Annotated in this window: 18 protein-coding genes; 10 read left to right on the top strand and 8 right to left on the bottom strand. The window is 63.0% G+C overall.

Annotated elements, in window-relative coordinates; translation table 11 throughout:
* The 3 genes from BJI67_RS11100 to purM are packed head-to-tail and all read right to left on the bottom strand — an operon-like array spanning window position 1 to window position 2,482.
* Window positions 1-792, bottom strand: a complete 792-nt coding sequence (locus BJI67_RS11100; RefSeq protein WP_083250830.1) for a DUF3108 domain-containing protein — start codon at window positions 790-792, stop codon at window positions 1-3.
* Window positions 753-1,427, bottom strand: a complete 675-nt coding sequence (purN, locus tag BJI67_RS11095) for a phosphoribosylglycinamide formyltransferase (RefSeq protein WP_070073083.1) — start codon at window positions 1,425-1,427, stop codon at window positions 753-755. Before purN ends, BJI67_RS11100 begins: the two co-directional genes overlap by 40 nt.
* Window positions 1,424-2,482: a phosphoribosylformylglycinamidine cyclo-ligase gene (purM, locus tag BJI67_RS11090; protein ID WP_070073082.1), complete on the bottom strand. Its 1,059-nt coding sequence runs from the start codon at window positions 2,480-2,482 to the stop codon at window positions 1,424-1,426. Before purM ends, purN begins: the two co-directional genes overlap by 4 nt.
* 135 nt (window positions 2,483-2,617) lie before the next feature.
* Here purM and BJI67_RS11085 point away from each other — a divergent pair, with 135 nt between their 5' ends.
* Genes BJI67_RS11085 through hda form a run of 3 tightly spaced genes read left to right on the top strand, consistent with a single transcriptional unit; the run spans window position 2,618 to window position 5,743 of the window.
* Window positions 2,618-3,961 (top strand): DUF2066 domain-containing protein, encoded by a 1,344-nt coding sequence (locus BJI67_RS11085; protein WP_156782120.1) that lies wholly within the window; start codon window positions 2,618-2,620, stop codon window positions 3,959-3,961.
* Window positions 3,958-5,049: an AI-2E family transporter gene (locus BJI67_RS11080; protein WP_070073080.1), complete on the top strand. Its 1,092-nt coding sequence runs from the start codon at window positions 3,958-3,960 to the stop codon at window positions 5,047-5,049. Before BJI67_RS11085 ends, BJI67_RS11080 begins: the two co-directional genes overlap by 4 nt.
* The gene (gene hda / locus BJI67_RS11075; RefSeq protein WP_083250829.1) at window positions 5,042-5,743 is read left to right on the top strand and encodes a DnaA regulatory inactivator Hda; all 702 of its coding nucleotides are present in this window, start codon (window positions 5,042-5,044) and stop codon (window positions 5,741-5,743) included. The genes BJI67_RS11080 and hda overlap by 8 nt, the downstream gene beginning before the upstream one ends.
* 15 nt (window positions 5,744-5,758) lie before the next feature.
* On the opposite strand, the gene wrbA is transcribed toward hda, so the two are convergent.
* Together wrbA and arsC are read right to left on the bottom strand one after the other, a co-directional pair.
* On the bottom strand, window positions 5,759-6,355 hold the full coding sequence (gene wrbA / locus BJI67_RS11070; RefSeq protein WP_070073079.1) for an NAD(P)H:quinone oxidoreductase: 597 nt from the start codon (window positions 6,353-6,355) through the stop codon (window positions 5,759-5,761).
* Window positions 6,348-6,713, bottom strand: a complete 366-nt coding sequence (gene arsC / locus BJI67_RS11065) for an arsenate reductase (glutaredoxin) (RefSeq protein ID WP_070073078.1) — start codon at window positions 6,711-6,713, stop codon at window positions 6,348-6,350. The genes wrbA and arsC overlap by 8 nt, the downstream gene beginning before the upstream one ends.
* A 132-nt stretch (window positions 6,714-6,845) precedes the next feature.
* On the opposite strand from arsC, the gene BJI67_RS11060 reads away from it, so the two are divergent.
* From BJI67_RS11060 to yccX, 4 genes are all read left to right on the top strand, one after another.
* The gene (locus BJI67_RS11060; RefSeq protein ID WP_070073077.1) at window positions 6,846-7,127 is read left to right on the top strand and encodes a DUF4398 domain-containing protein; all 282 of its coding nucleotides are present in this window, start codon (window positions 6,846-6,848) and stop codon (window positions 7,125-7,127) included.
* A 164-nt stretch (window positions 7,128-7,291) separates the two neighbouring features.
* On the top strand, window positions 7,292-8,059 hold the full coding sequence (locus BJI67_RS17980) for a LysM peptidoglycan-binding domain-containing protein (RefSeq protein ID WP_231940846.1): 768 nt from the start codon (window positions 7,292-7,294) through the stop codon (window positions 8,057-8,059).
* Between the two features lie 98 nt (window positions 8,060-8,157).
* Entirely contained in the window at window positions 8,158-9,417 is a 1,260-nt protein-coding gene (locus tag BJI67_RS11050) for a YihY family inner membrane protein (protein ID WP_070073076.1), read from the top strand.
* Window positions 9,414-9,689, top strand: coding sequence for an acylphosphatase (gene yccX, locus BJI67_RS11045; RefSeq protein WP_070073075.1), 276 nt, complete (start codon window positions 9,414-9,416; stop codon window positions 9,687-9,689). The genes BJI67_RS11050 and yccX overlap by 4 nt, the downstream gene beginning before the upstream one ends.
* A gap of 6 nt (window positions 9,690-9,695) precedes the next feature.
* On the opposite strand, the gene BJI67_RS11040 is transcribed toward yccX, so the two are convergent.
* The 3 genes from BJI67_RS11040 to BJI67_RS16965 form a co-directional block, all read right to left on the bottom strand.
* Entirely contained in the window at window positions 9,696-11,408 is a 1,713-nt protein-coding gene (locus BJI67_RS11040) for a proline--tRNA ligase (protein WP_070073074.1), read from the bottom strand.
* 86 nt (window positions 11,409-11,494) lie between these two features.
* Window positions 11,495-11,839 (bottom strand): phenylpyruvate tautomerase MIF-related protein, encoded by a 345-nt coding sequence (locus tag BJI67_RS11035; protein WP_070073073.1) that lies wholly within the window; start codon window positions 11,837-11,839, stop codon window positions 11,495-11,497.
* A 13-nt stretch (window positions 11,840-11,852) separates the two neighbouring features.
* Entirely contained in the window at window positions 11,853-12,293 is a 441-nt protein-coding gene (locus tag BJI67_RS16965) for a DUF4124 domain-containing protein (RefSeq protein ID WP_083250827.1), read from the bottom strand.
* 445 nt (window positions 12,294-12,738) lie between these two features.
* Here BJI67_RS16965 and BJI67_RS11030 point away from each other — a divergent pair, with 445 nt between their 5' ends.
* From BJI67_RS11030 to BJI67_RS11020, 3 genes are read left to right on the top strand one after another with little or no spacing between them, the layout of a single operon-like run.
* On the top strand, window positions 12,739-14,187 hold the full coding sequence (locus BJI67_RS11030) for a TolC family protein (protein ID WP_083250826.1): 1,449 nt from the start codon (window positions 12,739-12,741) through the stop codon (window positions 14,185-14,187).
* A gap of 34 nt (window positions 14,188-14,221) precedes the next feature.
* Window positions 14,222-15,319 carry an efflux RND transporter periplasmic adaptor subunit gene (locus BJI67_RS11025; RefSeq protein ID WP_197513041.1) on the top strand — a complete coding sequence of 366 codons (1,098 nt, stop codon included), beginning with the start codon at window positions 14,222-14,224 and terminating at the stop codon, window positions 15,317-15,319.
* Window positions 15,320-15,322: 3 nt separating this feature from the next.
* Window positions 15,323-18,610: an efflux RND transporter permease subunit gene (locus BJI67_RS11020; protein WP_070073072.1), complete on the top strand. Its 3,288-nt coding sequence runs from the start codon at window positions 15,323-15,325 to the stop codon at window positions 18,608-18,610.
* The last annotated feature ends 1 nt before the right edge of the window (window position 18,611 follow it).

Genomic DNA, 18,611 nt, shown 5'->3' with positions numbered 1-18,611 from the left:
TCAGTGCCAGTTCACCGACTGCAGATACAGGGCGAGACCGCTGCTGTCGTTACCCTCGATCTGGGTCAGTTTGACCGGTAGATCGTGCAGCGAGGGGGCCAGCCAGAAGTCGTAGCGCAGGTGCTTGGCCTTCCAGATGCGTTGCAGATGCACGGTTTCCAGCCGGCCGAGGGAGGTGACGACCGTCTCACGCCCGAGGTTGTGAAAATCGTAGTGACTGAGCTTGTCCTTGGTTTCCACCGTGGTGAAGCGCAGCGATTTGCGGCCCTGGGCGACCGCCTGCATCAGCGCGAGTTGCAGCGACAGGCGGTCGAGGGTGTCGGGTTCGATGGCGACCTTGACCCTGTCGCCGTTCTGCATATGTCCTGTCGCCTTGCCCTGCCGGCGGTCGAAGTGGATCACTGCCTCCTGGGTGGGGCCGTCGCCGCTGTGCACGAAGCGGTATTCGACCGGCAGCGGTATGGGGCCTGGCGCGAGGATGCTCTCCCCGGTGATGCGGTCATGTCGGAACCACGAAACCATCCCGGCCGGCAGTGTGACCTGACGGTAGATCAGGCGGCCGTTGCTCTCCGGGCCGAAGCTCACGGTGATGTCGGCCGCGGTCAGACCATACTGCTTGAGCACATAGTGGGCGGTGAAGAAGGGGATGCCGAAAGCGCCCGCGTCATTCGTCGCGGCCGCGGCGATGGAGGGCAGCAGCGCGGCAGCGACCAACAGTGCGGCCAGCCATTGCAACGGGGTGCGGGCGGGGTTCAGGGGTGTGGCGCCTCGGCGCCATAATCGAGCTGCCATGGTCTCTCCAACGGTATGCCGTCGAGCGTGGCACGCTTGCCGTCGAGACGCAAACGCCCCGCAACGAACCAGCCGATCGCGAGCGGGTAGAGACAATGCTCGACCTCGAGCACCCTGGAGGCCAGGTTTTCCGGGGTATCGCCCGTTCGTATGGGCACCCACCCCTGCAGGACCACCGGGCCACCGTCGAGTTCTGCAGTGACGAAGTGCACGCTCGCCCCGTGCCTTTCGGCGCCATCGGCGAGGGCGCGCGCGTGGGTGTGCAGTCCCGGGTAGGCCGGCAGCAGCGAGGGGTGGATGTTGAGCATGCGCCCGAGATAGTGGTTCACGAAGGCGGGCGTGAGGATGCGCATGAAGCCGGCAAGGACTACGAGTTCCGGGCGGTGGGCATCGATGGCGCGGGCCAGTGCCTCGTCGAAGGCCTCGCGCGAAACGTAGGCGCGATGGTCGAGCGCCTCGCCGGCAATGCCATGGCCTGCTGCGCGGCGCAACGCATTGGCCTCGGGCCGGTTGCTGATCACGGCCGCCACGCGGGCCTGCAGCCGACCGTCCCGGACAGCGTCGAGAATGGCTTCCAGGTTGCTCCCTTCGCCGGATACCAGGACGACGATGCGCGGCGTCGCCGTGTTCGTCACCGGGAATAGACCGTCCGCGGTTCGTCGCTGTCCGTCGCGTCGATCCGGCCGATGACCCAGCCGTCGAGACCCTGGGTGCGGCAGTGGGCGAGGGCGGTTTCGGCCTCGTCCCCGGCCACGATTACGACCATGCCGATGCCGCAGTTGAAGGTACGCAGCATTTCCTCGGCGTCGACCCGGCCTTGGGCTTGCAGCCAGTCGAAGATGGCGGGTCGCTGCCATGCTGCGGGGTCGATGACCGCCTCGGTGCCTGCAGGCAGCACGCGCGGTACGTTCTCGGTCAGACCGCCACCGGTGATGTGGGCGAAGGCATGTACCGGCAGCGTCTGCAGCAAGGCCAGCAGCGGCTTGACGTAGATGCGCGTGGGTTCGAGCAGCCAGTCGGCGAGTGGGCGGCCGTCGAGGGTTTCCCGTTCGAGGTCGGCGCCGGAGGTGTCGAGGATATGGCGGATCAGCGAATAACCGTTGGAATGCGGGCCAGTGGATGCCAGGCCGATGATCGCGTCGCCGGGTGTCACGCAGCTGCCGTCGAGCATCTGGGAACGCTCGACGATGCCGACGGAGAAGCCGGCCAGGTCGTAGTCCTCACCCTGGTACATGCCGGGCATTTCGGCGGTCTCGCCGCCGATCAGGGCGCAGCCGGCCTGGGCGCAGCCGTCGGCGATGCCGGCGACCACTTCGGCCGCGCGCGGCACGTTGAGATGACCGGTGGCGTAGTAGTCGAGGAAGAACAATGGCTCGGCACCCTGCACCACGATGTCGTTGACGCACATGGCGACGAGGTCGATGCCGATATGCCGGTGGCGATGCAGGGTCTGGGCCAGCTTGAGCTTGGTGCCCACGCCGTCGGTGCCGGAGACCAGCACCGGCTCGCGGTAACGCTCCCAGGGCAGGGCGAACAGGGCGCCGAAACCGCCCAGGCCGGCGAGCACCTCGGGCCGGCGCGTGGCCGCTGCCAGCGGCTTGATGCGTTCGACGAGTTCGCCGCCGGCATCGATGTCGACGCCCGCATCGCGGTAGCTCAGGCCAGGTGTGGCAGGGGTCTTGTCGATCATGGGCGTATCCGCGGAGAAGGGCGCTAATGGTATTGTCCGTGTCCTGCCGTGTAAACCGGCGCGGGTGCCTGTGGTATCTTAAAATCCGCATCGCTATACGACGTACAGGGCCGGAAGCCGCGGGGACGCAACAAGGTGAAGCACTACTATCGGTTTGCGGCAAGACTGCTCGGGTTCGCGGGTATGCTGTCGGCATTGCTACTGCTCGCGCCCACCGCCGACGCGGTTCAGGTCGCAGGTCTCTACCAGACCACGGTGCCGGTGACGGACCGCTCGGAGGCCGCGCTTGCAGCGGCCTTTACCCAGGCCTTCACGCAGGTGCTGATCAAGGTAACCGGCAACACCGGCGTGGCCGCCAATCCCGCGCTCGCCGCCGCCTTGCAGCAGCCCGCCCAGTACATTCAGCAATATGCCTATCAGCAGCCCGCCGCGCCGCCCGCCGGTACGGCCACGGCGTCGCCCGGCAGCACGCCGGGCCTGAGCCTTTCCGTGAGTTTCGATCCTCCTTCGGTGGACGCCCTGCTGCAGACGGCCAATCTGCCGCTCTGGGGCCGGGAGCGCCCGCTGGTGATGATGTGGGTGGGGGTGGACCAGTCCGGTGCGCGTTTTATCGTCGGCAGTGACGGCGGTTCGCAGAACAGTGGCGCGCGCGCCGCCCTGCAGCAGGCAGCGGATGCTCGCGGTCTGCCGGTGCTGTTTCCGCTGCTCGATCTGCAGGATCAGGGCGCGGTCAGCTTCTCCGATCTGGATGGCGGTTTCATGGATACGGTGATCGCAGCCTCGGCCCGTTACGAGGCCAATGCCGAGGTCGCCGGTGTGGTCAGGCGCGCGCCGACCGGCCAGTGGCGAGGCCAGTGGTGGCTTGCGTTCCGCGGGCGCACCGATCACTGGACGACGCTGAACCCGGATCTCGATACTGCCCTGGCGAGCGGGGTGGGCGGTGTCGCCGACCGCCTCGCCGGGCTGCTGGCGGTTACTGGTCAGTCCGTACCCGGGGCTCCCGCAGGGCCAGTCCGCGTGGCCATCGCCGGCGTGGGGAAGGTGAACGATTATGCGCGCATCGAACGCATGCTGGAGCATCTGGCGCCGATCTCCACAGCAAGGCTGGTGAAGGTGTCCGGAGACCAACTGGTATTCGACGTCGTGCCGCGGGGCAATCCCGAGGATGTTGCGCGCAATCTGGCGCTGGTCAGCTGGCTCACCCCGGAACCTGCTCCGGTAACGCCCGCCGAGCCGGCGCCGACACCGACACCGTCAAACGGTATGCTGCCGGCCGCCACGACCGCGGTTACGCTCCCGCCCAATGCCAGCGCCGTTCAACCCGCGGACATGCAGGCGGGCCTTCCGGCGAACGCGACTGCCGTTCAGCCCGCGGGTGCCCCCGTCGCTATGCCGTCGAATGCCACCGCCACGGCGGCGCCTGTCGCGGTGTTGCCGCCTGCACCCGTGCAGACCTTCTATTTCCGGTATCAGCCTTGAGCACGCGGGGCAGCGGCAGGAATGTCGCCTGGCTGATCCTTACCAGCGCCTTGCTGACGGGCTGGCTGATCTATCTGCTGGCGCCGGTCCTGACCCCGTTCCTGGCCGCGGCGTTGTTCGCCTATCTGGGCGACCCGCTGGCGGACCGTCTCGAGGCCTGGCGTCTGCCGCGCACTCTGGCGGTGGTCGTGGTCTTTCTCGGCATGGGACTCGCACTGCTGCTTGCACTGCTGCTGCTCGTACCCATTCTGGAAAATCAGATCAGCACGCTGCTGCACGCACTGCCCGGATACGTCGCTTGGATCGATGCCCATGCGCTGCCCTGGGTGCAGCAACGTCTCGGCGTGGATCTGCATGCGCTCAACCTGCAGGCGCTGCCCGATCTGGTCGCCGCGCATTGGCGTCAGGCGGGCGGCGTGGCCGCGCATCTGTTCGATACGGTGAGCCGTTCGGGACTGGCGGTGCTGGGCTGGTTGGCGAATCTGCTGCTGATTCCGATCGTCGGTTTCTATCTGCTGCGCGACTGGGATCGGCTGGTGGCCTATGTGCACGAACTACTGCCGCTGCGCTATCGCGATACGGTGGTGTTGCTGACCCGCGAGGCGGACGACCGGCTCGGCGCATTTCTGCGCGGACAGTTCTCGGTCATGCTGGCCCTGGGAACGGTCTATGCGGTGGGGCTGTGGTTGGCCGGCCTCAAGGTGGGCATCCTGATCGGCATCCTGGCCGGGCTGGTGAGCTTCGTGCCCTATCTGGGTTTCACGCTGGGCATCGTGGCGGCGGCCATCGCGATGTTCTTCCAGACCCATGCATTAATCTCCCTGTGGCCGATCGCGGTCGTGTTCGCCGTCGGACAGGTGCTCGAGAGCGCGGTGTTCACCCCGTTGCTGGTCGGCGACCGCATCGGCCTGCACCCGGTCGCCGTGATCTTCGCGGTGCTGGCTGGGGGGCAGTTGTTCGGTTTCGTCGGCATTCTGCTCGCGCTGCCCTGCGCGGCGGTGCTCGCCGTGTTGCTGCGCCACGCACACCGCGAATATCGCGGCAGCCGTTTTTTCCGCAGGCCGAGAACAGACGAGTCGGATGGCTGACCAGTTGGTGCTCAATCTTCGCCTGCGTGCGGAAACCACGCTGGAGGCCTATCTGCCGGCCGAGGATCAGAGCGAGCTGCCGGAAGCCGTGCGCGCCCTGGTGGCTGGAGATGGCGACGTGCCTCAGTTGTTCCTGTGGGGGCCGCCGGGAACGGGCAAGACGCATCTGGCGCAGGCCGCCTGCCACGAGGCCGGCGCGCACGGGCTTTCTGCGGCCTATCTGCCGCTCGCCGAACTGGCCGAGCTGGGGCCTGCCGTGCTCGACGGACTGACGTCGGTCCAGGTGCTGGCGATCGACGACCTCGACCGCGTGTGGCAGGAGCGAGCCTGGCAGGAGGCCCTGTTCGGCCTTGTCAATGAGGCGCGGACCTGCGGCGGGCGGCTGCTGCTGACCGCCTTGTCGCGCCCGGAAACAGAGCAGGTCGGGTTGGCAGATCTGCGTTCGCGACTGCTGTGGGGGCCGGTCTTCCGCCTGCGCGCGCTCGACGAGTCGCGCCTGCGGCGGATGCTGCAGGCGGGTGCGATGACGCGGGGTTTCAGGCTTGGCGATAGCGAGACGGACTATCTGCTGCGCCACGCGGCGCGCGATCCCAATTCGCTGCTGGCCCTGCTCGACCGGCTGGATACCGCCAGTCTGCAGGCACAGCGACGCGTAACCGTTCCGCTGATCCGCACAGTGCTCGAAGGCGCCTGAGCCAGCAACTTCGGTTCAGTCGGATCCGAGTTTGGCCGCAAATTGCGCCACGCGGCGTCCGAGCGCGCGGCACAGTTCGGTTTCGTGGGCACTGATCGGACGGTTGCCTTCCCCACCGCTGACGTGGCTGGCGCCATAGGGCGTGCCGCCGGTTTCGGTGGTCTGCAGTGCGGATTCCGTGAACGGCAGCCCGACTATCAACATGCCGTGATGCATCAACGGCAACATCATGCTCAGCAGCGTCGACTCCTGTCCGCCGTGCATCGTGCCGGTGGAAGTGAAAACGGCGCCGGGTTTGCCCGACAGGGCGCCGGAGAGCCACAGGCCGCTGGTCTGGTCGAGGAAATACTTGAGGGGAGCCGCCATGTTGCCGAAGCGCGTGGGGCTGCCGAGGATCAGTCCGGTGCAGTCCTGCAGATCCCGCATCTCGGCATAGGGCGGTCCCTGATCCGGGATGGCGTCTTCCACGGCTTCGCAGGTTGCGGAAACGGCGGGCACGGTGCGCAGGCGTGCCTGCATGCCGGGAATTTCCTCGACGCCGCGTGCGATGCGGCGTGCCATGTCGGCGGTGCCGCCGCGGCGGCTGTAATAGAGAACCAGAATTTCACTCACCGTCGAACAGCTCCAGCACGCATTCCGGAGGTCTGCCGATGGCGGCGCGGTTGCCGTTGACCACGATCGGGCGTTCGATCAGGCGCGGGCGCTGGAGCATCGCGAGGATGAGGGTTTCCCGGGTCAGGCCCGGATCGTCGAGATTCGCCTCGGTATATTCGTCCTCGTGTCGACGCATCAGTTCGCGCGGCTCCAGCCCCAGCAGGTCGAGAATACGGCTCAGGGTTTCCTGCGAGGGTGGGTTTTTCAGGTATTCGACGACGCTGAGTTCGATACCGCGTTCCCTGAGCAATTCGAGGGTTGCACGCGATTTGCTGCAGCGTGGGTTGTGGAAAATCACCACTTCGGATGTTGCCATGCCTGAATGTCCTCGGTGCGGGCGGTGGGTGCGGGCGGGCGGCGTTCGCTTGACCGACCGATGGCCGGATGCTAGCGTCGCGTCGAATGCGCCGGGTGTGTCGGGCGCAAATCATAAACGGTTGCGCAGCCCATGGGAAAACGCCTGATCATTGCTACTGTGCTGTTGAGCGGTTTGCTCGCTGCCTGCGCCACTGCGCCTGTGCAGGAAATGAGCGATGCCCGCCAGGCCTTGCTGGCCGCGCGCGAGGCCGGTGCCGCCACCCGCGCGCCACAAATCTATTCCAGGGCCGAGGCGTTGATGCAGCGCGCTGAGGATCAGTTGAGCGTCGGTGGTTATGCCTCCGCTAAGAAGCTTGCCGAGGAGGCCAAGAAGGCCGCGCAGGAGGCCCGGGATAAGGCGCTGGTCCGCTAGTCAGACTCACACTGGTTATCACTGGAGCCTTCCTTGACACCCCCCTGGGTGGGTGCTAGCTTCATCAGCGTCATTCAGGACGGCGATATCGGCTTAGAAATCAGCGGTTATTGGGCGATTTGGGCATCATTCTCAAAAATCATAACGACTCTGGAGTGCGACTTATGAAAATCGGTATTACCCGTTCGGTTCTACTGACGAGCACGGTTCTGTCGCTCGGGTTGCTGGGTGGCTGCGCCACCACGGCGGAACAGCCCGCCGCACCTGCGGCCACGCAGAACATGGCCGAGCAGAATGCCGCACAGGCTATCGCCGCCGCGAAGGCGACCTATGCTGAGGCCGAAGCCAAGGGATACGCTTGGACCACCACCGCACCGCTGATTGCGAAGGCCGAAGCAGCCTACAAGTCGGGTGATTACACCAAAGCCAGTGCACTGGCGGACAAGGCCAAGTTGCAAGCCGAAGGTGGTATCAATCAGTACTACCTTGCGATGGGTACGCGCAATCTTGAGAAGCTCCGGGGCATGCAGAGCGAGATGACGCCTGCCCAGCAAGCGCAGCTGAAACAGGCGGAAGGTCTGTTCCACGACTCCAAGGGCAAGGCGCTCTACGATTTGACCGAGCAGATGCTGAAGGAAATGGAGAGCGCCAAGCGGACCAGCGTCATGGTGAGCAAGGGCGATACGCTGTGGGGTATTGCGTCCATGCCCATGGTGTACGGCAATCCCTATGAATGGCCGCTGATCTACAAGGCCAACTCGGGCAAGATCCACGATCCCGATCTGATCTACCCCGGGCAGAATCTGACCATCGATCAGCATGCCAGCCAAGCGGCTATCGATTCGGCTATCTACCACGCCAAGCATCGCGGCGCCTGGAAGCTGGGTCAGCCTACGTCCAGCGACCTGAAATATTTGAAGGGCGGTATGTAAGGGCTCCGCGCGAGAACAGGTAGATGGCGGCCGCTTCGCGCAGGCCGAGAAAAGGGGCCTTTCCAGGCCCCTTTTCATTGTCCAGGCTCGGGCCGCGCATGCTTGGCCTGGTTGATTTCATATTCGCGACGGGCAAGCGCTTCGTTCTGGATGGTTGTTTCCGTACAGCGGGCAGCCTGACCTTCACCACCCTTCTGTCGCTGGTGCCGTTGATCACGGTGCTGTTCGGCGTGCTCAGTCTGTTTCCGGCCTTCCGTGACATGACTTCGGATTTGCGGCACCTGCTGGTCAGCCAGTTGGTACCGACATCTGGGGAGTTGGTGCAGCATTACCTGGTGCAGTTCAGCGAGAAAGCCTCGCGTCTGACCCTGGTGGGTTCATTGTGGCTGCTGGTGACCGCGGTGCTTACACTGTCCACCGTCGACATGGCCCTGAACGCCATCTGGCGGACCCGTCGGCATCGCGATACGTTGGTCGTGTTCATCGTCTACTGGACCCTGCTGACCCTGGGGCCGCTGCTTTTCGGCACCGGTTTTGCCGTGACCTCCTACGTGTTCGCGAAGTACCGTGCCTTGATGGGCACGTCACCGGACGACGACTGGCTTGCCTTGCATGCGCTGTCGCTGTTTCTCGAAACACTCACCTTCACGCTATTGTTCGTTCTCGTGCCGAGGACCCGGGTCAGTCTGAAACATGCCCTGGTGGGTGGCGTCTTCACGGCGCTTTTGTTCGAGGCGAGCAAGCGTGGGTTTTCCTTCTATGTGTCGCACTTCAAGAATTATGAATTGATCTATGGCGCCTTTTCCGCGGTGCCGATCTTCCTGATCTGGATCTACCTGTCGTGGCTCATCGTGTTGCTGGGTGCCGAGGTCACCGCTTGCCTGACGCTCGACTGCCACCGTGCCCGAATGGATGACGAAACCGCCCGTCGCTCGCTGCGGCTGGCCGTGCGTTTGATCGCCCGGCTGGGCGAGGGGCAAAGGCAGGGCAGAGGTGTGGGTCTGCACCAGCTGGCGACCGGCGAGCCCGTGTTCACCCAGCCGCAGGTCGAAACCATGCTCGAGCACCTCGCCGATCTCAAGATTGCCAGGCAGGTCGGTGCGGACTGGCTGCTAGTGCGGGATCTGCAGGCGTTGAACCTGTATGAGTTTTACACTCGCGGCGATTTCTCGCTGCGTCCGAGTGGGCCGCATGGTAAGGATTGCGAGGCACTAGACGAACGGATGGACGTCTTGCTGGCTGAGGCGGAGTCCGGTTTGAAGCCCGCTCTCGATATCTCCCTGGGGGCGTTGCTTGCAGCACAGTCCGCGGCAGGCGGGGACACTACTAGGCCCTCGGTTCGCGAGGGGGATGCATGACCGTCTGCCGTCGTTGGTGGGTTGCGGGGCGCGTTCAGGGGGTATCGTTCCGTGCCGCGACCCGCAGCGAAGCGCATGCGCTGGGGTTGATCGGCTATGCGCGCAATCTCGCTGACGGTCGGGTGGAGGTGTATGCCTGCGGATCGCAGGTTGCAATTGCGGCCCTCGATGCGTGGTTGCACCAAGGGCCGCCGGTTGCCCGCGTGGACGATCTGAAAATGCTCGAGGCGGCCTGCGAGGAGGGTCTGGACGGGTTCGAAATCCGCTTCTGACGCGTCTCAGGCGTTTCCGCGCAGGAATTCGACCAGTCGGTCCATCGGTATCTGGCTCGGAGCGTCGTCGCGGCGACCCTTGTATTCGATCTCGCCGGCATCGAGAGCGCGCTCGCCGAGCACGAGGCGATGCGGGATGCCGATGAGTTCGAGGTCAGCGAACATCACGCCGGGACGTACATCGCGGTCGTCCAGCAGGACCTCGAAGCCGGCCTCGGTCAGCTGCACGTAGAGCGCCTCCACCGCCTCGCGCAGGCGAGCCGACTTGTGCAGCCCGATGGGCGCGATGGCGACCTCGAAGGGAGCGATCGGTTGCGGCCAGACAATGCCGCGGTCGTCGTGGTTCTGCTCGATGGCGGCGCCGACGATGCGCGACACGCCAATGCCATAGCAACCCATGGCCATGACCTGGGGCTGGCCGTTCTCATCGAGCACGGTGGCGTTCATGCGTTCGCTGTAGGTCCGCCCTAGCTTGAAGATATGACCGACCTCGATGCCGCGGACGATGCGCAGCCGTCCCTGACCATCGGGACTGGGATCGCCTGCTTCGACGTTGCGCAGGTCGGCGACCGTGCCCAGCGGCACATCGCGTTCCCAGTTGATGCCGAAGTAGTGCCGGCCGTCGATGTTGGCGCCGGCTGCGAAATCTGCGACTGCAGCGGCGGCGCGGTCGACCACACAGGGGATGGGCAGTCCGACCGGGCCGAGCGAGCCGGGGCCGGCGCCGATGGCGTTGCGAATCTCGGCCTCGTCAGCGAATTGCAGCGGCACTGTCACCTCGGGCAGCTTCTCGGCCTTGATCGCGTTGAGCTGATGGTCGCCACGCAGGATCAGTGCGATCAGTCCACCGCCGCGGGCCTCGCTGGCATGCACGATCAGGGTCTTGAGCGTGCGTTCGACCGGCAGCTCGAACTGTGCGACCAGATCCTGAATGGTTCTGGCGTCGGGCGTATCCACCTCACGCAGGGTCTCGGCCGGCGCGGGCCGGGTCTCGGTCGGCACTGCGCCTTCGGCCAACTCGACGTTGGCGGCATAGTCGCTGGTGTCGGAAAACGCGATCGCGTCCTCGCCGGCGTCGGCGAGGACATGGAACTCGTGCGAGGCATTGCCCCCGATCGAACCGGTGTCCGCGGCGACGGCGCGGAAATCCAGACCCAGGCGGGTGAAGATATTGGTGTAGGCCGCGTACATGCGCTGGTAGGTCTCATCCAGCGAGGCGTCGTCCAGGTGGAAGGAATAGGCATCTTTCATCACGAATTCGCGTGCCCGCATCACGCCGAAACGCGGCCGGATCTCGTCGCGGAACTTGGTCTGAATCTGGTAAAAGTTCAGCGGCAGTTGCTTGTAGCTACGCAGCTCGCGGCGCGCGATGTCGGTGATCACCTCTTCGTGCGTCGGGCCGAAGCAGAACTCCCGCTGATGGCGGTCCTTGAGCCGCAGCAGTTCCGGACCGTACTTTTCCCAGCGCGCGGACTCTTGCCAGAGATCGGCCGGCTGGACGCAGGGCATGAGCAATTCCAGCGCGCCTGCGGCATCCATTTCCTCGCGGACCACGCGCTCGACCTTGCGCAGGATGCGCAGGCCCAGGGGCATCCATGTGTACAGGCCCGAGGCGAGACGGCGGATGAGGCCCGCCCTGAGCATGAGCTGGTGGCTGGTGATCTCGGCCTCGGCGGGCACTTCCTTGAGGGTCGTGAGCGGGAATTTGGATACGCGCATGGGTCGTGGTGTTCGCTTTCGTGAGTGAAGAGGAGGCAATCTCGCAGCAGTGGCTGCGTGGCGAGTATTTTGCCGGGAATCCGAGCCTAGAAGGTAGTGCCGTCGTGTCCCCAAAGCTGCCCGGGTACATTCTCGAACAGGATGTAGGTTCGGCTGCCAGGAATGCCCGCATGACGTTCGATCAGCTTGCACAGGGCCTGGCTCAGGTCCTGCGTCATGGCATCGGGTAGTCCGATGCTGTGCAATTCCAGATGGGCGGCCGGCCCCTCCTGTCCACCGAAACGCAGGTCGGGGTTGTATTGATGCCTGACCATCATGTACGACTCCGGCTTGCCCAACAGCCCAGCGACCAGCGCGGAAGACTCGGTCAGCAGGGCTTCAACCCCGGACGCCTCAAGAGAGCGATTGATCTCTATGCTGAGGAGTGGCATGGATCAACTTTAATTAGGAGCAGTATTGAGCAATGAAGGATTTGGCTTCCTTCAGGTGTTGTGTGCGTTGGGCATCGCTCATCCACCTTACACTGCCGTCAGGCTTGACGATGCGGATGCGAACGGGCATCTGCAGCGTTGTCACGTCCTTCCTGGCAATTTGGCAGCGTTGCTTAAGATCAGGGATCTCATTGCGATCGACCCGTTTAGGGCCATTTTGTGACGTGTCTTCAGGTGTTTGGGTGGTGCTGCCTGTGGCTGCAGATGGTGAGTCCGATATCGAATCGCCGCTTTGAGTCTTGACTACGGTATACGGACCTTTAAGCGGCGGCAGTTGGCTGTAATGGGTAACACCGTTGCCGTCGAGCCATTTGTAAGCGTCAGCGGCAGCAGGAAGAGTGGAACCAAATGCCAACGCTGCGGCTAGACTGACTATGCATGCTTTCAGCCTCATGATAGTTCCTGTAACGGGAATTGGTTTAAGTGTAGCAAATCATCCTATCCAACCCTAAGAAAACGGCTCATTGTACGCGATGGTGCTGCATATGCCTTCGAAACTGCCGATATCCTTTCTTAGAACTCACATAATTCCATGGCCAGTTACTAATTGATAGCTGTGATGGGGGGATGAGTTAAGGATAATTCTTGAATATATCTTGGTTCGCTTACATGCATCCTGTCATGTTGCGTTCAATACAACGAATATGGTCGTGAGCGACGTCGTTCATCTTTAAGTTTGAGCGCGAAGCTTTAGTACGTGACAACATGTCAATCGAGAATAAACTGGAAAATATTCGAGTATGGATTGGTAGGTTGACTATTAGATTATTACTGTTTTCTAATATACGGATTGGGTAGCGTATAGCGCGCAGGCAGGGCTGACAGTTGAGCAAAGGAGCATGCACGTGCAGATGATGGTTTGTCCTACCGATTGCTGGAAGGGTGCATTGGTTGCGCTCCTGCTCGCCGTCGTTGTGGGGCAGCCGGTAATGGCCGCCGGGGACAATATCGCGGGAAACAGGATCAGTTTCGCGAAAGCCGTCAATATGGCTCTGGCGCAGACTCCCGAGATGCTGAAAGCACAAGCGCAGATCGCTGAGGCACGGGGTGGTGTCCGTCAGGCGCGAGGTCATTTACTGCCGAGCCTGAGCGCTTCATTTACCGGCATGGGCAGCGATAATCCGCTTAACGTCTTCGGGATGAAGCTCTCCCAGGGCAAGGCGACGTTCAACGATTTCGGTGCTAACCAGTTTCTGGGTCCACAGACCCTGGGAGTCACACCGAACAATCTCGACAACCCGGATTGGTATCGCAACTACCAGCCCAAGCTTTCACTGCAGGTTCCGGTCTATAACGGGGGCCAAATCTGGGGTGGTCTGTCCCAGGCGCGTGCCTACCTTGCGGCAGCGCGACAAGGTGACCAGGCTGCCCGACAGCACATGATTTATGAGGTCCTGAGCGCCTATGAGGGCGTGAATAGTGCACAGTCCTTCGTGGGTGTCGCGGGCAAGGCGATTAACGCCGCCAAGGCTTACGTGAAAATCAGCCAGCATCTGTTCGCACAGGGCGTCGTTTCCAAAAGTGATCTTCTGCGTGCAGAACTCAACCTTACCAATGCGCGCCTGCAAGGGGAGGAGGCGCGCAACGCGCTGGCAGATCGGCGGGCCGAGCTGCGGATGCTGATCGGATTGCCGCCCGGGACCCCTTTGCAAATCACGCAGACAATCAGTGCCATATTGCCCCGCATGGGGCTCGCAGAGCTCCGTCGACAGGGTGCGGCGGCCAATCCTGGGGTGCGTGCGCGCCTGTTCCAGGTCGAGGCGGCACAGGCGGGTGTGAGCATGGCGCGAGCCAGTTACTTGCCGCACTTCAATATCCAGATCAGCCGCGAATGGAACAGTCCGTCGCTCGACGGGGGCAGGCCTTCATACACTATCGCTGGCGTGTTGAGCTGGAACATTTTCGATTTCGGCGCTCGTAGTGGTGCCCTGGATACAGCCGAGGCACAGGTAATGGAGCGCCGTGCGGAGGCCCGACAGGCGCGCGAAAGTACGGAGCTGGCTGTGGACAAGTCGTGGCGCGCGGTGCATCTGGCGGGAGAGCGGGTGGCCGCGCGTAAGTTGGGTGTTGCGGAGGCGAGCGAGGCCGAACGGCTGGCAAGACTGCGCTACGAAAAGGGTGTATCCACGATCGCCGACCTGCTGTCCGCGCAGGCCGCACTTGATCAGGCCCGTAGCCAATTGGTGGCTGCGCGCTATCAGGAGGTGATGGCGGGCGCTTCGCTGATGCTGGCGACCGGGCAGTTGCACCTTTCCGCGCTACGTGCCGTACCACTGGATACACCTTGACCCGACGATATTCATGACTTTGGAAGCGACAAACATGTTGATGCAATCAGGTAAATGGATTTCGAGGGTGGTACCTTTGCTGGCGCTGGGTCTGCTGGCTGGCTGTGGCGGTAAGGAGCAGGGCTCGAGTGCGCACATCGCGTCTGAGGCTGCAGTGTCGGCTCGAGTCGAGACGGTGGCCATGCGCAGTTTGCCTGCCTATGCGGATTTTCCCGGCTCGGTGACCTCTGCCGACCACGTTGTGGTTGCCTCGCGGCTGATGGGCTATGTGCAGGGGTTGCGGGTGCACGATGGACAGCATGTGCGTGCCGGCGAGCTGCTATTGACCATCGATCCGAGCGACGTCAGGAACGGTATTGCACAGGCCAAGGCGAATCTGGCCAAGGCCGAGGCGGCGCTGGCCGATGCCGCCGCCAACCAGAAGCGTTACAAGTCACTCTACGAACAGCAGGCGGTTCCCGCGCAGCAGTATGAGCGCATGCACCTGGCTTATCAGGTCGCGCGGGGGAACGTCCAGGCGGCACGTGCTGCCCTGGCCAGCGCACGTACCCAGCTGCATTATGCCGAGGTGCGAGCGCCTTTTGCCGGTACGGTGGTTGGCAAACAGGTCAGCGATGGACAGCTGGCAGCACCCGGTCAGCCGTTGTTGACGTTGGAGGGGGCAGCGCATCTGCAGGTGGTGACCCAGGTCAGCGGGCAGGCCTACGATCATCTCAAGCTGGGGCAGCGAGTGGCGGTCGAAGTGGGCGGTCTGGGCGCGGCGCCGTTGACGCTACAGGCGACCGTCGAGCGTTTGGTGTCCTCCGCGGATCCGATGACGCATACGCATACGGTGAAACTGGCCCTGCCTGCAGCTAGCCAAGTGCAACCCGGCGACTACGTTCGCGTGCGCATCATCGTGGGTCAACACAGCGGTATTCTCGTTCCGGCTGCCGCGGTACAGCGGCGTGGCGGAATCGACGGCGTATTCGTGGTCGATGCGCATGGCGTGGCGCATTTCCGCATGGTGCGTCCGGGTGAGTCCGTCGGTGGCGACGTCGAGATCATGGCGGGCCTGGTCAGTGGAGACCGGGTCGTGATTTCGGCGCAGGAACAGCTGGACAACGGCGATCGCGTCAGCGCGGAAGGGTAAAACATGAGCGCTCAGCCGGAGAATAAGCTCAATCTTGCCGGGCGATTGGCGCACGGCTTTCTGGAGTCGAAGATCACTGCCCTGATTATGCTGGCCCTGACCTTGTTCGGGACGCTGGCGATCATGGTGACGCCGCGTCTGTACAACCCTGAAATCGTGGTGCCCGCCGCATCGATCCTGGTGATGAGCCCGGGGCGCAGTCCCGACGAGATCGAGAATCATGTCGTCAGGCCGCTCGAGGCGTTGATGGCCGGCCTGAAGGGCGTAAATCACACCTACGGCTATGCGGTCAACGATCTCGGCGTGGTCACGGTGCAGTTCCAGGTCGGTGCCAACGAGGAGCGCAGCCTGCTGCTGCTGTACAACCAGCTGATGCGCAATATGGACAGCCTGCCACCGGGTACGCGTCAGCCACTGGTCAAGAGTATTGGAATCAATGACGTCCCGGTGCTGGCTGTGACGCTGAGTTCCGACAAGCTCGGCGAGGTGGGCTTGCGTGAACTCGGCGAACGTGTGCTGCAGCAATTGCGCAGCGTGCCGGACGTGGGTGTCAGCAGCGTCATTGGCGGCCAGCGCCCGGCCGTGAACATCCACATCGAACCCGGTCGTCTGGCGGCGTCAGGTGTCAGTCTGGATCAGGTCATCAAGATGCTGCGGGCATCCAATGTCGTTATGCCCGCTGGTCATTTGGTCAACAGCAACCAACAGATCGATCTGCGGGTGGATGGCGCCTTTGCCAGCGTGAGCGGTCTGGGCGACATTGTGGTGGGCCAGGCGCACGGCAAACCCATTTACCTCAAGGACGTAGCCAAGGTCCATTACGGCGCGCGTAGCCATGATCAGTTCGTGACCGAGGCTTATGGTGCCGCCGATGCCGGCAAGGTGCATGGTCTGGCCAATGCGGTGCCTGCGGTTACGCTCGCCATCGGCAAGCGCGCCGGGGCCAATGCCGTGACCGTGTCTCAGGCGGTGCTGAACAAGTTGCATCGGCTGGAGCGCGAGATGATTCCAGAGGGCGTGCATGTCAGCGTCAGTCGCGATTACGGACGCCGCGCGAACGATGCCGTCAATACCCTCATGGAGCATCTGGTGGTCGCCATCATCGTGGTGGCATTCATCCTGCTGTTCTTCCTCGGCTGGCGTGAGGCGGTGATCGTGACCCTGACGGTGCCGCTGACGCTGTTCGTGGTGCTCGGCGTAGGCTACGTGATCGGCCAGACGATCAACCGGATATCGCTATTCGCCCTGATCCTGTCGTTGGGACTGCTGGTCGATGCGGCCATCGTGGTGATCGAGAACATCCATCGCCATCTGCATCACAGTGACTGCCGCGATTACGGCAACATGCTGATACGTGCGACCAACGAGATCGGTAACCCCACCAATATCGCCACCGTGGCGGTGATCCTTGCCTTCATCCCCATGGCCTTCGTCAGTGGCATGATGGGCCCTTTCATGCGCCCGATACCGATCAATGTTCCGGTGGCGATGGTCGCTTCGCTGATACTGGCCTATATCGTGGTGCCTTGGGTGGCTTATCGCTGGCTCCGCGGCAAGGCGATGGCCTCACTGGCACGTCAGGCCGATCTGGAAGATGCCGGACATTCCTCGCGAGACTGGCTCCATCGCAGTTACGTCGCTGTAATTCGTCCTCTGCTCGCCAGTGGGCGCAAGCGAACAGTGTTTTTCTCCGTGGTGATTTTGCTGCTAATTCTCTCGATGCTAATGCCGGCCTGGCAGTTTATCCGCCCGTCGGGCATGAATGGCCCACTCAGCCCGCTGGGGGTCAGTTTACAGATGCTGCCTGACGGCAACGTCAGTACCTTCGTTGTGGAGATCGATACACCGGCGGGAACTGCCCTGGCCGAGACTGGGCGGGTCGCGCAGTCGGTCGGAGAGGTGCTCTCAGCCAACCGCTATGTGCGTCACTACCAGACCTATTTGGGGCGCACCGGGCCGTTGAGTTTCGCCGGCATGGTACGCGGTGACGCGCTGCGCAAGGGGAGCAATCTGGCGCAGATCACAGTGAACCTCGTAGGCCGCCATGATCGCCCGCACACCAGCGTGGTCGCCACCGAAATATGGAAGGCTATGGCCCAGGTGCGCCAGGCGTTTCCTTTGAGCCGAATCAAGTTGTTCATGACCCCGCCTGGGCCGCCGGTGCGCTCGCAGGTGCTCGCTGAGCTTTACGGACCGAACTACGCGACCCTCCGTCAGACCGCCGCATTGGTGAAGCAGGACTTCGAAAAGGTCTACGGCATGATCAACGTCGACGATTCGGTTTCGGCGAACGCACCCGAATATGTCGTACATGTCGATCAGCGCAAGGCCATGCTGGCCGGTGTTGCTCCTGCCGCTGTGGCGAAGCTGATCCACGACTACATTGCGGGCATCGACGTGGGCACCTTGCGTCTCAAACACTCGCCTGAACCGGTAACCCTGATTCTCCGACTCAAGCGGGCCGACCGCTCATGGATTCAGCAGGTGCGTGACCTGCAGATCACTAACGCACAGGGGCATCCGGTGCCTGTGGGTAGTCTTGTTCGTATCGAACCTTCCAGTTTGGCCAAACCGATCCTGGATCGCGATCAGCACCCGGTGGTCTATGTCATGGGCGATATGCTGAACGCGAGCCCGATCTACGCGACGCTGACCCTGAACAAGCTGCTGGATGGCGCTACGCTGGCTAACGGGGTGAAACTGAGCACGGCCAATCTCGGTTTCGTAGACGCACAGCCGCATGACGTGACTCACTATCAGCTGCTGTGGGGTGGTGACATGCGCCTGACCCTGGATGTGTTCCGAGACCTGGGCGCGGCCTTCATCGTCGCCTTGGTGTTCATCTATCTGCTGCTGGTGGCCTACTACCAGTCGTTCGCCCTACCGATCATTGTGATGGGCGCGATCCCGCTGACTCTGGTCGGTATCTTCCCGGGGCATTGGCTGTTCAATATGCCCTTCAACGCAACTTCGATGATTGGGTTCATTGCGCTGGCCGGTATCGTGGTGCGCAATTCGTTGCTGTTGATCGACTTCATCCTGGAGTACCGCAAGCGTGGCTATCCACTCGTCGAGGCGGTTGTCGAGGCGGGGGCGATCCGTTTCCGCCCGATCCTATTGACCGCGCTGGCGATCATCTTCGGTTCTTCAGTGATGGTCAGTGATCCGGTGTTCGGCGGCTTGGCGGTCTCGCTGATCTTCGGAACCCTGGCGTCCACGCTGCTCACCCTGATCGTGATTCCTCTGATGTATTACCTTTGGCAGCGGCGCGAGGATTCACGCGCTGCCTGAG

Origin of the sequence: Acidihalobacter aeolianus (genome assembly GCF_001753165.1) — a bacterium.
GTDB lineage: Bacteria > Pseudomonadota > Gammaproteobacteria > DSM-5130 > Acidihalobacteraceae > Acidihalobacter > Acidihalobacter aeolianus.
The sequence above is the reverse complement of the archived record's forward strand: the minus strand, read 5'-3'. Positions and strand labels throughout refer to the sequence as shown.